General features: G+C 38.8%; 15 protein-coding genes and 2 pseudogenes. 2 read left to right on the forward strand and 15 right to left on the reverse strand.

The window, feature by feature from the left end; genetic code table 11:
* Positions 1-60 precede the first annotated feature (60 nt).
* The 9 genes and pseudogenes from V3595_RS07725 to V3595_RS07765 form a co-directional block, all read right to left on the reverse strand.
* Positions 61-1,611, reverse strand: coding sequence for an acyl-CoA carboxylase subunit beta (locus V3595_RS07725; RefSeq protein ID WP_485906332.1), 1,551 nt, complete (start codon positions 1,609-1,611; stop codon positions 61-63).
* A 39-nt stretch (positions 1,612-1,650) separates the two neighbouring features.
* Positions 1,651-2,142: an acetyl-CoA carboxylase biotin carboxyl carrier protein gene (gene accB, locus V3595_RS07730; RefSeq protein WP_485906334.1), complete on the reverse strand. Its 492-nt coding sequence runs from the start codon at positions 2,140-2,142 to the stop codon at positions 1,651-1,653.
* A gap of 171 nt (positions 2,143-2,313) precedes the next feature.
* Positions 2,314-3,669, reverse strand: coding sequence for an acetyl-CoA carboxylase biotin carboxylase subunit (gene accC / locus V3595_RS07735; RefSeq protein ID WP_485906335.1), 1,356 nt, complete (start codon positions 3,667-3,669; stop codon positions 2,314-2,316).
* A 116-nt stretch (positions 3,670-3,785) separates the two neighbouring features.
* A pseudogene (locus V3595_RS07740) lies at positions 3,786-3,961 on the reverse strand (electron transfer flavoprotein subunit alpha/FixB family protein); the annotation flags it as partial.
* 151 nt (positions 3,962-4,112) lie between these two features.
* The gene (locus tag V3595_RS07745) at positions 4,113-4,370 is read right to left on the reverse strand and encodes an FAS1-like dehydratase domain-containing protein (protein ID WP_485906337.1); all 258 of its coding nucleotides are present in this window, start codon (positions 4,368-4,370) and stop codon (positions 4,113-4,115) included.
* Between the two features lie 67 nt (positions 4,371-4,437).
* Positions 4,438-5,580, reverse strand: coding sequence for an acyl-CoA dehydrogenase (locus V3595_RS07750; RefSeq protein ID WP_485906338.1), 1,143 nt, complete (start codon positions 5,578-5,580; stop codon positions 4,438-4,440).
* A gap of 140 nt (positions 5,581-5,720) precedes the next feature.
* A complete protein-coding gene (locus V3595_RS07755; protein ID WP_485906340.1) occupies positions 5,721-6,503 on the reverse strand; it encodes an SDR family NAD(P)-dependent oxidoreductase in 783 nt (260 codons plus the stop codon).
* Positions 6,504-6,726: 223 nt separating this feature from the next.
* Positions 6,727-7,203 carry a 2,4'-dihydroxyacetophenone dioxygenase family protein gene (locus V3595_RS07760; protein WP_485906342.1) on the reverse strand — a complete coding sequence of 159 codons (477 nt, stop codon included), beginning with the start codon at positions 7,201-7,203 and terminating at the stop codon, positions 6,727-6,729.
* Positions 7,204-7,391: 188 nt separating this feature from the next.
* The gene (locus V3595_RS07765; protein WP_485906343.1) at positions 7,392-8,180 is read right to left on the reverse strand and encodes an SDR family NAD(P)-dependent oxidoreductase; all 789 of its coding nucleotides are present in this window, start codon (positions 8,178-8,180) and stop codon (positions 7,392-7,394) included.
* 143 nt (positions 8,181-8,323) lie between these two features.
* Here V3595_RS07765 and V3595_RS07770 point away from each other — a divergent pair, with 143 nt between their 5' ends.
* Complete coding sequence (locus tag V3595_RS07770) at positions 8,324-9,229, forward strand: LysR family transcriptional regulator (RefSeq protein WP_485906345.1); 906 nt, start codon at positions 8,324-8,326, stop codon at positions 9,227-9,229.
* Positions 9,230-9,399: 170 nt separating this feature from the next.
* Here the strand turns inward: V3595_RS07770 and V3595_RS07775 are convergent.
* From V3595_RS07775 to V3595_RS07790, 4 genes and pseudogenes are all read right to left on the reverse strand, one after another.
* A pseudogene (locus tag V3595_RS07775) lies at positions 9,400-9,576 on the reverse strand (succinyl-CoA--3-ketoacid-CoA transferase); the annotation flags it as partial.
* 538 nt (positions 9,577-10,114) lie between these two features.
* Complete coding sequence (locus V3595_RS07780; protein WP_158226103.1) at positions 10,115-10,270, reverse strand: hypothetical protein; 156 nt, start codon at positions 10,268-10,270, stop codon at positions 10,115-10,117.
* 37 nt (positions 10,271-10,307) lie between these two features.
* Complete coding sequence (locus V3595_RS07785) at positions 10,308-11,591, reverse strand: MFS transporter (RefSeq protein WP_485906346.1); 1,284 nt, start codon at positions 11,589-11,591, stop codon at positions 10,308-10,310.
* 110 nt (positions 11,592-11,701) lie between these two features.
* On the reverse strand, positions 11,702-12,757 hold the full coding sequence (locus V3595_RS07790; RefSeq protein ID WP_485906348.1) for a TauD/TfdA family dioxygenase: 1,056 nt from the start codon (positions 12,755-12,757) through the stop codon (positions 11,702-11,704).
* A gap of 483 nt (positions 12,758-13,240) precedes the next feature.
* Between V3595_RS07790 and V3595_RS07795 the strand changes: the two genes are divergently transcribed.
* Positions 13,241-14,014, forward strand: a complete 774-nt coding sequence (locus tag V3595_RS07795) for an SDR family NAD(P)-dependent oxidoreductase (RefSeq protein ID WP_485906350.1) — start codon at positions 13,241-13,243, stop codon at positions 14,012-14,014.
* A gap of 108 nt (positions 14,015-14,122) precedes the next feature.
* Here the strand turns inward: V3595_RS07795 and V3595_RS07800 are convergent, their stop codons facing one another.
* Positions 14,123-15,070: an alpha/beta hydrolase gene (locus V3595_RS07800; protein ID WP_485906352.1), complete on the reverse strand. Its 948-nt coding sequence runs from the start codon at positions 15,068-15,070 to the stop codon at positions 14,123-14,125.
* Between the two features lie 134 nt (positions 15,071-15,204).
* A complete protein-coding gene (locus V3595_RS07805; RefSeq protein ID WP_485906354.1) occupies positions 15,205-16,203 on the reverse strand; it encodes a TauD/TfdA family dioxygenase in 999 nt (332 codons plus the stop codon).
* Between the last annotated feature and the right edge of the window lie 38 nt (positions 16,204-16,241).

Below are 16,241 nucleotides of genomic sequence, written 5' to 3' on the forward strand. Positions count from 1 at the left end.
CGTCTTTACACGTTTTTCTTCTATTAATATAGGTAGTTCATAACCTATTAAAGAAAAGGTTTATAAAGGGATATTTCCATGCCTTTTCTTAGGTGATGCTTTCTTCTTGTTTTTTAGCATTTCCAATGCACTAGCGATACTTTTTCTCGTATCCCTCGGGTCAATTACATCATCAACAATCCCATTAGCTGATGCGACGTAAGGATTGGCAAACCGTTCGCGATATTCATTGATTTTTTCTTGCCTAAAGGCCTCCGGATCTGTACTGTCACTAATCTCTTTTGCAAAAATGATATTGGCCGCTCCAGCTGGTCCCATAACCGCAATTTCTGCATTAGGCCAAGCAAATACTAAGTCTGCCCCGATTGCTTTACTGTTTAAGGCAACGTAAGCCCCACCATATGCTTTTCGAAGGATCACTGTAATTTTGGGAACCAAAGCTTCCGAATAGGCATATAAGATTTTCGCTCCATGCCGGATAATCCCGCCATGCTCTTGTTGAATTCCTGGGATAAACCCACTCACGTCTTCAAATGTAATTAACGGAATCTTAAAGCAATCACAGAATCGGATAAAGCGAGCACATTTGTCAGATGAATCAATATCAAGGCCACCAGCCATCATCTTCGGATTATTGGCGATAATACCGACTGTATCTCCGTTTATACGGCCAAAGCCAACGACAATGTTTTTAGCGAATTTCGGCTGAACTTCCATGAAATTTTGATCATCGACAATTAAATGAATCACCTTACGCACGTCATAAACCTTCGTTCCATCAATCGGGACAACATCAAGAAGTTCATCGATTCTTTCATCTAAAGGAATTTTATTTACTGGCTCTTTGTAAGGTGGCTTTTCTTCATAGTTTGATGGCAAGTAGCCAATTAATCTCCTGACTTGGTTTAATACATCTTCTTCTGTTGGTCCAGTAAAATGGGCATTTCCACTTATTGTGGAATGAACGGACGCGCCACCTAGATCCTCACTATTAATTTTTGCTCCCGTTACCGACTCAATTACCTTTGGACCTGTAATAAACATTTGACTTGTTTTTTCTACCATGAAAACGAAATCTGTAATCGCAGGAGAATAAACAGCCCCCCCGGCACAGGGTCCCATAATCACGGATATTTGTGGAATTACGCCTGAATAAATGGAGTTTCGATAGAAAATGTGTCCATATCCGTCTAGTGATAAAACACCTTCTTGAATCCGTGCTCCACCTGAGTCATTTAACCCGACTATAGGTGCTCCATTTTCTGCTGCTAAATCCATGATTTTGGTAATCTTCGTCGCATGCATTTCGCCAAGGGCTCCGCCGAAAACAGTAAAATCTTGAGCAAAAAGGAAAATGAGGCATCCACCAACCTTACCGTATCCTGTAACAACCCCTTCTCCAGGAGCCTCACTTGATCCATATTCAAGGCCGCGATTTTCTATGAATGGGTTTATTTCAACGAATGTTCCTTCATCCACTAATATTTCGATACGCTCTCTAGCAGTAAGCTTCCCGCGTTCATGCTGAGCATCAATCCGTGTATAACCGCCCCCCAGCTTCACTTTTTCCCGTCGTTCTTCCATGATCTCGATTTTATCGAACATATCCATGCTGTGAGTCCTCTCCTATCAGTGTTTATATTTTATTGCTTATGCTGTTTTTACGAGGAACAAGGGCTGACCATATTCAACAACCTGACCACTTTCCACAAAGATTTCAACAATTTCACCACTAACTTCCGCTTCCAGCTCATTCATAAGCTTCATGGCTTCCACAATACATAGCACTGTGTCTTCCTTTATTTGATCTCCCACTCTTACATAGACATCAGAATCAGGTGATGGAGCCGCATAAAATGTTCCCACCATTGGGGAAGTAATTTTATGAACCGATGTGTCCTCAGTAGTTGTCGATGGTGTTTGTATTCCTTCCTGCTTTTGAATGGGGGCGGCTTCCACTTTCACAGGTGCGACAGGAATAGTCGCTGGGACTTGTGTTTCTTCGATAAGTGCTACTTGTCCGACATTCATTTGTTTACTAATCGATATTTGCTGATTATTTTCACCTTTAATCGTTAATTCTCCAATTGAAGAACGGTCCACTGCCCGAATTAATTCTTTAATGTCATTCATTTTAAACATAATAAAAACTCCTTCTATAATTTATTTTCTGTTATTTTTTCTTTCTCATTTCAGATTTCTCAGTCCCGATTATCCGGTCATTCTCATCAACAATTCCCAAAAATTGTTTTTCCACCATTACCTCTTCTCTTTACAAAATAATCTAGACTGAATACTTTAAATAACCACTAGTTACTTAGTGGAAACCGTTAAATCATTCATCTCTAAAAATTTCGTATTAAAATTACCAGCTTTAAAATCCGGATGTTCTAATAAGCGAAGGTGGAAAGCGATTGTTGTATCAATTCCTTCAATGACGAACTCGCTTAAGGCTCGCTTCATCCTTGCAATTGCTTCTTCCCGATTCTTTCCATGTACGATTAATTTGGCAATCATCGAATCATAAAATGGTGAGATCGTATATTCTGGATAAACAGCGCTATCGACTCGGATTCCAAATCCACCTGGAGGTAGGTATAATCGAATTTTCCCAGGGGATGGCATAAAGTTTTTATCAGGATTTTCTGCATTAATCCGGCATTCGATGGCCCAACCATTGATATGAATATCTTCTTGTTTGACAGATAGCCTATGACCTGAGGCAACTAGTAATTGTTCTTTAATTAAGTCTACTCCTGTTATAAGTTCTGTAACTGGGTGTTCAACTTGAATACGGGTATTCATTTCCATAAAGTAAAAGTTTTTATGTTTATCTAGTAAAAATTCAATCGTCCCTGCACCTGAATATTGTACGGCCTTCGCGGCTTTTAATGCCGCCTCTCCCATTTTCGTTCTTAGTTCTTCATCAAGTGCAGGGGATGGGGCTTCTTCAATTAGCTTTTGATGGCGTCTCTGGATTGAGCAATCACGTTCACCTAAGTGCACGACATTGCCAAAGGAATCACCCATAATTTGGATTTCAATGTGTCGAGGCTCTTCAATGTACTTTTCTAAATAAACACCTGCATTACCAAAAGCAGTAGCTGCTTCTTGCTGCGCCATTGAAATTGCTTTTTTTAACTCTTCCTCGCATTCAGCGACCCGCATCCCTTTTCCACCACCACCAGCAGTGGCTTTAACAATAACGGGATACCCGATACTTCTTGCTATAAACTCAGCTTCCTCAATATCTTCAATAATCCCATCCGTACCTGGAACAATTGGTACGCCAGCGGCTTCCATCGTTTCTCTCGCTACCGCTTTCGCCCCCATCTTACTGATTGCCTCAGGTGAAGGTCCAATAAAAATGATATCGTTTTCAATACATATATTAGCAAACTCCGCACTTTCTGCTAAAAATCCATAGCCAGGATGGATAGCATCTGCATGTGATACTTGAGCAACCATTAACAAATTTGTCATATTCAAGTAGCTCTTAGATGATAGGTGTGGTCCAATGCAATAGGCTTCATCTGCTAGACGTACATGCAGAGCTTCACGATCTGCTTCAGAATATACAGCGACCGATGATATCCCCATTTCCTTACACGCCCTAATGACACGGACAGCAATTTCTCCTCGATTAGCAATAAGAACCTTTTTAAACATATCCAGTTTCCTTTCCAAAAGTTTTGTCTATCAATTACTCCATTGATAGCAGATTTTTTATTGAGAAGAGATGCACTTATTAATCAGGAGTAATACATGTTCTATTCCAGATCTGTTTAAGAGTTTACTAGTACTTTTTTAATTTCTTTCGTTAGAAACGGGATCACCTCAAACATCCCCCAATGCCGTAGTCCGCTATTTGAAAGATACGGGCTTCGGGATCTTTGTTAATCGCAGCGACAACTTTAGAGTTAGACTTCCCGGCTAAATGCTGAGTGGCACCTGCACATCCGCCAATTCCTGAAGCGGTTGTGTTCCATCAATTCGGGACGGCAACGAGCTATAAGATTGGATTTACAAATCGCTTCATGGCAAAACCGCTTCAAAAATTCCAGAGACTTTTATGTCACCTTCACTGTTTTATACCTGTACTTCACCCACAACTACGTTATCAGCCTTTTTTCTCTACCACTTTGCCAACAAACCTCCATTTTCTCTTGAAAGCCATAACTGCCATGGTAATCAATGATTTGCAAGAAAGTGAGCGGAACAGGAATACCATCATAACCGGCATCCTTAGCTGACTCCAAGCTGTAGAAAAATGGGTTATCATCCCCTATTGCAATCATCAATTCTTTTATTTTTCCTTTTCCCACTGTCACGCTGTAAGGCTCTAACTCGCGCACAAGTAAATCTTTCACGTTTGCAAGCCCATTCGCCGGTTTTTAATTGATTACCATTCCTGTTTTCGTTAATTTTGAGTTTTTTCTATGCTTTAAGCAGATTTCCGGCAATAACAAGACGCTGAATCTCTTGCGTCCCTTCATAGATTTGGGTGATTTTAGCATCTCTCATATATCGTTCTACCGGGTATTCCCTTGTGTATCCATATCCGCCGAATACTTGAACAGCCTCCACCGCTACTTCCATGGCGGTGTCTCCAGCAAATAGTTTGGACATGGCAGACTGAAGTCCGTAAGGAATTCCTTGATCCTCACGCCATGCTGCCTGATACGTCAATAAACGGGCGGCTTCGATTTTTGTGGCCATATCGGCTAATTTGAATTGAATAGCTTGAAGTGAGCTAATCGGTTTTCCAAATTGGACGCGATCCTTTGCAAATGCGACAGCATTATCAAATGCTCCTTGAGCGATTCCAACAGCTTGGGAAGCGATTCCGTTCCGACCGCCGTCGAGAGTCATCATGGCAATCTGGAACCCTTCACCCACTTGGCCCAAAAGATTATCCTTTGGAACGCGGCAGTCCTCAAAAATGACCTCTGTCGTGGCGGAAGAGCGAATGCCTAGCTTTTTTTCCTTCTTTCCTACCGAGAAACCTTGGAAGCCCTTTTCCACAATAAACGCAGAAATGCCTTTATGCTTTAGTGCCGAGTTGGTCTGTGCGAAAACGATATAAGTGTCGGCATTGCCTCCGTTGGTGATAAAAATCTTCGATCCGTTCAAGACCCATTCATCTCCGTCTAGAACGGCTGTTGTTCTCATTCCACTGGCATCTGATCCGGATCCAGATTCCGTCAAGCAATACGCACCCATGTTCTTTCCTTCCGCCATTGCCCGCAAATATTTTTGCTTTTGATGTTCCGTTCCAAACTTGTAAACTGGCCATCCGGCTAACGATGTATGTGCGGAAAGTACAGTCCCAATTGAAGCGTCCACTCGAGACAATTCCTCCACCGTGATCACATAACTCAAGTAATCGGCACCTGCACCTCCATACTCTTCTGGCCAAGGAATGCCGCATAAACCAAGTTCCGCCATCTTGTGCCAAATCTTGATATCAAAGTATTCCTCTTCATCACGTTGAGCAGCAGTAGGTTCACATTCGTATAGAGCAAACTCTCGCACCATTTTTTGCATCATCTGATGTTCCTTAGATAATAAAAAATTCATTATTAGTCCCCTTTTTTGATTTTATAATTCCAATCATGATTTCTTCTGAAAAACTATGTAAGCTATTTGCCATCGTAAATCTATAAAGATACTATTTTTAAAAGCTCCAAACCTTGTCAAGTATAGGACTTTAATGCTCTTTACACTTTTTGTTCGATAAGCTTACGGGAATAGATGGTTACCCATTTCCTTGGCAGCAATCCCACAGATTTAGCCATGAGTTTATTTTTAAAGCCTGGAATGATCACAGTTTTATTCTTCATTAACCCTTCATATCCGCACTTGGCAACAACTTGAGGTTCTATTAAGTTCTTAATGAAAATTTTTGTTCTTGTTGAAGCCAACCCTTGCGTAAGCGGCGTTTTGGTAGAAGGGGGACATAATACAGAAGCTTGAACTCCGGTTCCTTTAAGTTCTTCCGCAATTGCTTCCGTAAAGAATAAGACGTAAGATTTGCTGGCCCCATACATCGACATCCGTGGGGTTGGCTGAAAGGCTGCTGTTGAAGCCACGTTTAAAATTTTACCTTGCTTTCGTTTCACCATGTCATCCGCAATAAGTCTAGTCAAATACGTGAGCGAGATCATGTTGAGCTGCAGGTATTCCATTTCTTTTTGAATATCCAATTCCGTCATCAACCCTAATCCGCCAGCTCCAGCATTATTAATCAAAATATCAATGTCGATTCCTTCGCTTTTCAAGTATCGATGCAAGCCCTCTACCGTTGTATAACTGCTCAAATCGCCGGCAAAAGTATTCACTTGCACGCCATATTCCTTTTTTAAACTCTCGGCTTGTTGTTCCAACAACACCGAATCTCTGGCAACTAATACCAAGTTATAACAATGCTCTGCAAAAACTTTTGTGAATTCATATCCAATCCCTTTTGTAGCACCAGTAATCAAAACCGTCTCTGCTGTCATTTATCATTATTCCTCCTAACGTTATTATCTATTAAATAAGAATATTAAAAATTTTTAAAATATTTATTATATTAATGATTATACTTATAAGTTTTAATTAAATAAAATTAAAAATATTAATGTATAAATTATTATCACTAATATTTAAAGAAAAAGCCCAGAAAAAGAGAAGCCTCTTCGTCATTTGGACGCAGGGCTTCTCCTTTTTTTATAAATCTAACTATCAAAATTTAGTCACATCAATAGGTTCAATTCCTTCAGCCGCGCAATGTTCATAGTATCTTTTCAGGAATGTTTCCCAATTGTCTCTGGCAACAATTTCTCCTTCTTCACCCAAATAGTCTAATGTTCCTTCTACAATATTGAAGGTGATAACATCTTCATCCCCTACAGCTATCGGCGTATGTTTGGAGCCTGCAGGCTCATAAACCATGTCACCAGGTTTGGAGATCCAAGGCTCCTCGAGATATCTCCAAGTCCCTTGGACGGTATACACAATGACTGTTCCAGGATGGAAATGGGCCGGAAGCTGCATTTTCGCAGGAACACATAATAACGTAACCGTCTGTCCTGTCACAGGGTTGGCTTTTAGCAATTTAAATTTCGCATCTCCAAAATATGGAACCCAAGGCAATTCATCTACACTAACATTACCTGCATGAAATACTTCTACTTCTTTTACATCTTTTAAATTACTCACTTAAAATCCCCTCTTCCAATAAATATTTATTAAATTCGCTTATTGTTTTCGCTTTCATCAACAAGCAAATTAAATAGTCAAAATTTATTAAATTCAGTATATTCGTAATTATCAATTAAGTAAAATCGATATTTTTTAATTGCAATTAAGTATGGTTAATTTACGCAACCACGTTATTTAGATGAAATTTACTTAGCCCCAAGTCCCCCATCAAGAGTCAAAATATGTCCAGTACAATAATCAGATGCCGCTGAAGCAAAGTAAAGGAGTGCACCTACCAAATCATTGTCACTGCCTAATCTTCTAACTGGAACTTGTGAGGCAATGAAAGGGCCTGCTTTGTGTACAAGTGTTCCCGGTATTTCTGGGTTATTCATTCCTGTAGTGAAAACTCCTGGAGCAATTGAATTTACATACACTCCATGTCGGCCCCACTTAACTGCTAGATCCTTCGTTAAAGTCATGACTGCACCCTTACTGGTTGTATATCCGACAGAATCTACAGCTTCCGGGTCAACACCTTTAAAGCCGATACTAGAAGAAATATTAATGATTTTACCGTATTCATTATTTATCATATGTTTTCCAACTGCCTGACACATCAAGAATGTTCCTGTCACATTTGTATCCAGCATAGCTTGCCATTGTTCTAAAGGCATATCCGTAGCAGGAGACTCAAAAACTGTTCCGCTGCTGTTGACTAAAATTTCGATTTTCCCAAAATGAGAAACCGCTTTCTCAACACATTGAACGACAGATTCCCGATCTGTGACATCCAATGATAGAACAAGTGCCTGTCTTCCTAACGCCTCGATTTCTTTTACAACTGCTTCGCAAACCTCTGAACGCCGTGAACATACAACAACGTTTGCTCCGGCCTCTGCCAACGCCAGTGCCATTACACGCCCTAACCCGCTTCCGCCTCCGGTAACGATTGCTGTCTTACCATTTAAATCAAACAATTGGTTCAATGACATTCTATTTCTCCTCCTGTTATTTAGAATATTCAAAGAATTTTAAATGTTATTGATATTGATTATACTAATAAATTATAATTAAATAAAATTAAAGATTTTAATGTGGTAAGTAAGTATTACTAATATTAAAAAGGAGAACAGTCATGAATATTGAACAATTACTATATATCGTAGAAGTCGCAAAATACAGTTCTCTGTCTATCGCAGCACAGAATCTACATGTGACTCAATCCAACATCAGCCAGTCCATAACCAACTTGGAAAAGGAGTTGGGGATTAAAGTTCTTAAGCGGTCACGGGGACACGGCGCTGTCCCAACCGATGAAGGAAGAATCATTCTGAAACTCGCCTATGAAGTACAAAAAAAACTTGAGGAAATAAAAGAGACTGCTAACTTATTGAATTCCACGGAAGTGGGGGAACTAAAAATATCGTCATTACCCGGATTGATGACGTTCCTGGTAAAAGCGATAGCATCGTTTAGACATGATTATCCGCACGTAAATTTGGAGGTTGCCGATAAAAGTGGATCTGCCGTAATTGAAGATGTTCGACAGCACAAGACTGACATTGGACTGATTACGTATTCAAGTGATTTGAGCATAAACATGGAAGGAATAGCTTTTGAAGCATTAATCGAAGGGAAGCAGAAAGTATATGTTTCTAAGCATTCTCCTTTAGCCATACTTGGTACTATAACTCCGCATGATATACTTGATCAAACTCTCGTGACATATAAGGGTGAATTTATGCAGTATTTTGTACAAGAATTCTTTCATAAATATAAGCCCTTGAAAATCTTATTTACTTCAAATAATATGGATGGAGTTCTCCAAGCCGTCAATGAAAATTTGGCAATTACATTTGCTCCTGATTTCGTAATGAAAAACTATCCCCTTATCATTAATGGCGATATCGTTCCAATTGATTTGGTGTATCATCCGACTGTAAATATTTCTTTAGGATTAGTTCGATCAGAGAATAAACATTTGTCCACTTTTGCCAACAAATATACTCATTATTTAAAATCAGAAATTATTAAGAATTAAAAAAGAAAAAAAGAGAAGGCTCTTCGTCTCAAAGTGGGCGAAAAGCTTCTCTTTTTAAAAATCTATCTCTACCCTAACAGGAATTAGCAGTGTTATCTCTTTACCTTGTACTAGAAGCCTTTTGGCGATCCCCTTTACCACATGTCTTCCATCACTTCATCAAGTGAAACACCTTCTTGAGTTTCAGCAAGAAACATTCCCTCAGGAGTAAAATCAACAAGCTCTACTTCCAATTCTCCACTTAAAAATTGCTTTTCAAAGATCTTGTTCTCACCTACTATTTTCTTAATCTTTTTTATTGGTAAGCAGTAACCCCATTCCCAATCATCCACCCCACAATTGTTACTGCCCGCCTTTCTAACTCTTCCAGTTTTTTAGAAACTCATTTTCTGCTTCAAGGAATTTGATTCTCGCTTCGGCATTCTTAAGTTGACCCACTACAAACTGCGGCTTGGAAGAAGGGCGTCTTATACTTCCTTTTCCACTGTGTTCCTTAAGAAAAGCCTTCCTCACCAAAACCTTTCAAAGGTATCATACCAGCGATGTAGACAACGCTTAGGTTGTTCCTTACCAATTATTTCGAAATTAAATCCATGTTCCAAGAAAATTTGAGAAGGGGATTTCCCCTTATTATATTCCTTAACAGCTTTTGTTTTAAATTCAATATTTTAGGAGATAGGCCGCTCTGAAGCACTTATGATAGTAGGATTCTTTTTAAGTTCTTTAATCTGAAATTCAGAGTATATATATTCTTTCTCATGGAAACCCTCCTTCCATACTCTTTAAACCTATTGAACAAAGAAAACCCGGATAAGGGACACTTTTTTATGTGTGTCCGTTATCCGGGGTACAGTTCAAATCATGTTACGAAACTAACTAAATTGCTTAATCCTCTACTTCAATATGATCATCAGCGTAAGTCTCGGTTATCTTATCCTGACAACTCCAGCACTTGCTGCGATTTCGCTCCATAATAGCTAATTCTTCACGACACAATACACAACAGTCCATCTCAGAAACGGCCTTTTCATTTTTACACATAGTTTATTTCCCTCCTTGATTCACCTATTAATGATTTTTATACAATAACTTGTTCCTTAGGTTTTATCTGATTTTGGTTCACAGGACGGACAATGGTCCAAAACAATAATCCGATTACGAACATAACCAAAGAAGTTACTTGGAAGCCATAACCATATCCAATTGCCTCTGTTCCTGCATACTGGATAAAATACCCGAATATGAGTGGAGCAATAATGCTTGTTGAACTTGATAGAGCCACATAGGTCCCTTGAGCCTTTCCAATGTTTTTGGGAGAAAATAATTCCATTAATATGGCGGGGGCGAGTGAAAGAATAACAATCGCAAAACCCGGAGCAAGGATGAAGAATAGAATGGAAATAGAACTAGAATTAAAGGCATTTGCAAGAAATAAACAAATAGCGGATAGCACCATCGTAATCCCTGCAACATTTATTCGTGCTTTACGAATATCTCCTGTTTTGCGATAAAGCCGATCCGATAACAAGGCAAATACAATTTGGCAAAGGGCAGCAAAAAGAAAAGGTAAAGACACTGCAAGTTTTAACATTTTTCCATCAAAACGTTTAATTTCGGTAAAATATGCAGGAAACCATACCGCTTGAACGGACAATAACCAATAGGCACAGCCTGCACACAAAACGATAAAAATAAAATTTTTAGATAATAGATACGGAAGAAACTGACGCCAAGAAACATTAGAAGAAATTATTGAGTGCTTATCTTCTTGATCAAAAGTATACGAACCGATTTCTTTTGGGCTTTCTTTTCCAAGAATCAACCATAAAACTAGCACCATTAGTCCAACAATTCCCATTGCTATAAAAGCAGATCTCCATCCATATCCATTGATCAAGGAGATTAATAATGGCGAAGCAATAGCGGGCCCGATTGTTGCTCCAAAGAGAACAGCACCAAAGCCTATACCATGTCTATGTTTAGGGAACCATTTTCCTATTATTGAAGTTGATATAGCAACTGCAGGACCTTCTCCTGCTCCCAAGACCATTCTTGTCAAAACTAGCAGAGACAGACTGGAAACAAAAGGAGTGGTAAATTGAACAATCAACCAGACAAACGAGATCCAAGTAAACATTTTTTTCGTATTTCTTGAATCGGCCATTCCCCCTAGAATGAAAGATGAAAAGGTAAAGAACCAAAAAAACGAACTCCCGACAATTCCCCATTGTGAAGGACTTAAATGTAACTCTTTCATTAGAGGAACAGAAACCAAACCAATGATAATCTTATCAACCTGGTTGATCATACCTGAAGCTACAAGAATTAATAATATGATCCAAGAATATTTAGGTGTTTTCAAATTAATAATCTCCCCTTCTATCCCGTTAACATGAATCAATTGGTGTTTTAAAAGTTCAAGGTAAATCTTCCGTGTCTAACCGTCTAAACTCTTTATATTTATTAATTCCATTACCTTATTTTATCTGCAATACCTCCAACTGTTTTTTCACGTACCGGAATACCGCCGCGACCCGCTTTACCTGTTTTCTCATCAATGAACATCGCGAAGTCTGGCGCAATTTCTCGCCCATTTGGCATCGTGAGCCATAATCTTAATAAATGACGTTTGCGTTCAGGTTCTTCATAGTCTTCGTATACAGTACGTGAATGAAGAACAGAATAATTATTAACAAATTGCATATCACCCGGTTCCATCATCATATCAATATGCATGTTTTCATCATATAAGAGGGAATCTATTAAGTCATATGCTTCAGTTTCAACTTTTGACAAATATCTCCCTGTTTTCGCTTGTGCCGATTCGACATACCCGCGGTTATATCTGCAGCTTAATTTACCTTCGTAATAACTAAAGACTGGTGATGAATAAACAGGAGATTCACCTGGTGTTTCCTCACCACGACGATCCAAAAAATATGGAAGATAGAGAATTCCAAGATACTCTGGGTACCTATCCAGAATTTCATTGTAAACAGCGATGGAACTTACGATACTACTGTAACCTCCAGCTTTAGCTTTTCGAAGGCTTAATAATCCGACTACGTCAGATCCATCTGGGTGAAAGGGAAGATGAGCATTCGTTTGGTAACCACGTACATTTGAATCATTAATGTCGAGACCTTGGTCAACAACATGCCCTAATAGATCACCTTTTGCATTTTGCGTTACCGGGATGCCCAGGTGGACTCCGAGACCCCAGTATATGATGCTTGCTTCTTCATCTGTATACTTTTCAATTGGTAAGCCACGAATTAATAGAAAACCTCTCCCATTTTCCAGCTCGTTTATAAAATAAGCTATTTCGTCAGAAAGATCCGGAATTGGAAAGTCCTCCTTGTTAAAATCAGGTGCCTTTAACCCTTTTTGTTTTACATAAAATAAAGCGCTTTCAAGATTTCCAATCGTTTTCTCTGACAAATAATAAATCCATGAATCATCTTTTGCTAAATCAATACCTTTCCAAGCTACTGGTCCTTGAATTTTTTCCTTTAAAATAGACGGCACCGAGAACCCTCCTTCGTTTTCTATGGCAATTAATTTTAACTATAGTACTTAATGAAAAAGTTTGGGCTGTTTTCCTACTTTATAAGCGACTGCCACTATCTTTCACACCCTTATACAAACAATTATTGTTTAATTAATGATGTTCCTTGTTCCCCCCTTCATTTCCATGGAAGCGCTTTAAATAACTTCTGACTGTTATAAATGTTATTCCGTTAATTATATTCATAATTTTCAGTTAAATAAAATTAAAATTTTTAATCTGCAAATTACCTTTACTAATAAATGGAAAATTTAACACCCTTGTACATGGCAATCTTATGACACATCTCATTACATTAATAAAACTTAAGTGCAATTTAAAATTTTTAATTTTATATAATTATCATTTATAGGTAGAATCAAAGATAGAAATGATTAAATATTCTCATAAATAACTTTCAAGCAGAGTCTAATACAAGTTAATTCGACACAGGAGGTTGAACTATGGACTTAAAATTATCTGGAAAAAAAGCACTTATCGTTGGAGGAAGCAGGGGGATTGGCAAAGCTATTGCCCGTCAGTTGGCTTTGGAAGGTGTAGATTGTACGATTTGTTCAAGAAACGAATCTTCACTAAAGAATGCAGCAGACGAATTGGCCAAAGAAACCAACAGAAGTATTTATCCAATCGTGGCAGATACTAATGATCCTGACTCTATCCTGAATTTAGTTGAAAAATCAGCAGCAGAAATGGGAAGCATTGATATTTTAATCAACAGTGGAGCCCGTGTTGGAGGCCATGAACCAGAGGAATTTAACAGCATTAAAGATGAACTTATCCTGAAAGATTTTGAAGAAAAATATTTGGGCTATTTTCGTTGTATCCGGGCTGTTGCCCCTTATATGATCCAAAATAATTGGGGACGTATTATCAATATAAGTGGTCTGGCAGCTAGAATTGGCGGCAATTATTTTAGTTCCGGACCTCGTAATGCATCTGTTGTCCATATGACAAAATCCGCATCATTAGAATTAGGAAAGCACGAAATTACTGTCAATGCTGTTTATCCAGGGATTGTCGATACTGAAACGTTTAGAGGCCGTGTCACTAATGAGGAAGCTATACGCCAGGCAGCATCAATGAATGCCCTCGGCCGCATGATTACACCAGAGGAAATTGCTTATGTCGTTACCTTCCTAGCTTCACCTTTGGCGGCATCGATAACTGGCGATGTCATTTCGGTAACCGGTGGAATTGGAAATACCGTTTATTACTAAATGCCTAGGGTTACTATTGTTACTGTTTCGTTTGTAAAATTAAATAGGTTATTTTAAAAAGCGAGCCTCACTAAATTCTGAGGCTCGCTTCATTTAAAACATTTTCTTTCAATCTATCCCAATTGTATATTTTAAGGAACTCAAGAACTTCTCGATCCTAGAAACAGTCAATTCTATGTTCTTTGAGAAAATATCCATTTGTACAAAAAATCCGTGGACCATCCCGGGTTCACATTCATATTCAACTTGAACACCAAAATCTTTCAGACGTTCAGCATAGGCCATTCCTTCATCCCGAAGCACATCATTTTCCGCTGTAATAACAATTGCTGGCGGGAGACCACTTAAATCTTGAGCTACCAAGGGGGAAGCATACTCATTACATCTGTCCTCAATATTCCTTAAATAATGATCACGGAACCAAATCAACTGTTCGCGATCAAGACCAAATCCTTTTGCAAAGGTTCGATGGGATTCCGTATTGAACTCAAGATTTGTCGCAGGATAGATTAAGACCTGTGCAGTGATGTTTGGACCTTTTTTGTTTCTAGCCATCATCGTAATTACAGTCGCTAGATTTCCACCTACGCTATCCCCTCCAACTACCAATCGAGAAACTTCTCCGTTAAATGAAGGCCCATTTTCAAAAACCCATTGCAATGCGGAATAGGCGTCTTCTACTGGAGTCGGAAACTTATACTCTGGAGAAAGACGATAGTTTACGGATACAACGATACTTTCCGTTCGATTCGCTATCATTCGGCAGCTAGCATCCGATGATTCAATGTCTCCTAGAACCCATCCTCCACCATGGTAGTAAATAAATAGAGGGAAAGGACCTTGCCCTTCCGGTATATATACCCTGCATTTGATTGTTTCATCCTGGCTTACCGGAATCATGAATTCCTCAACTTTTGAAATCGGTTCCAGTTTTACGGCGGAACACGGTGCTTTAGAAAGCATCTCTCTTACTGACTTATGATCCATCGTATTAATAGATGGCAGCTGATTAAATGCTTGTAAATATTTTTCTGCTTGCGGATCTAAATTTGTCAAAAAACATCATCCTCACTTCAGTTTTTTTAAAAATTAACCAGTTATAGAAACATAAAATGGTGATTTTATTCATTATTTTCGTTGAATAAAATCACCATACAAGAAATATTGGTGATTATTATTACCACCGGTTTTTATCTAATTACAGGTGCTCCTCCTATATAAAACTCGAAACCTGGAGCAATTTTTCGGCCATTTGGCATCATGAGCCACAATCTTAATAAATGACGTTTGCGGTCATCTTCTTCATAGTCTACAAATAGTGTACGTGAATGAAAAACGGTATAATTATTAACGAATTGCATATCACCCGGTTCCATCATCATATCAATATGAAAGTTTTTATCAGCAGTAAGGTAATCTATAAAATTAAATGCTTCGATTTCCTCTTTCGACAAAGAGATACCTGTTTTCGTTTGTGCTGATTCGACATATTGACGCATATATCTGCAGCTTAATTTACCATCGTAATAGCTAAAGACCGGTGATGGAACTACTGGAGATTGACCTGGTGCTTCTTCCCCACGAAGATCATGGGCGAAAGGACGATAGAGAATTTCAAGGTACTCTGGGTGTTTATCCAGCACTTCATTATAGATAGACATCGCACTAGCGATACTGCTCAAACCGCCAGATTTCGCTTTACGAAGACATAGTAATCCGACAACATCAGCGAGATCTGTGTGATAGTCAAGACGTACATTCGTTTGGTAACCTCTAACTGTTGTATTATCATTAAAGTCTTTACCCATGTTTTTGATATGCCCTAAGAGGTCACCCTTTTTTCCTTGAATGATCGGTAGGCCCAAGTGTAGTCCAAGACCCCAGTAAATGATACTAGCTTCATCGTCGGTATATTGATCCATTGGTAATCCACGAATCAATAGAAATCCTCTCCCATTCTCCAGCTCGTCAACAAAATAAACAATTTCATCAGTGAGATCAGGAATAGGGAAATCCTCCTTGTTAAAATTGGGAGCCTTTAACCCTTTTTGTTGAACGTGTAATACAGCCTTTTCTAGAGCTGAAAGGGTTTTCTCTGACAAATAATAAATCCATGAATCATCTTTTGCCAGTTCGATACCTTTCCACGCTGAACGCCCTTGAATTTTTTCCTTTAAAATAACTGACATACATATTCCTCCTTTATATTTGTTATACCGCTGAAATA

The sequence above is a fragment of the Bacillus sp. CFBP9009 genome (genome assembly GCF_036541465.1).
GTDB lineage: Bacteria > Bacillota > Bacilli > Bacillales > DSM-1321 > Peribacillus.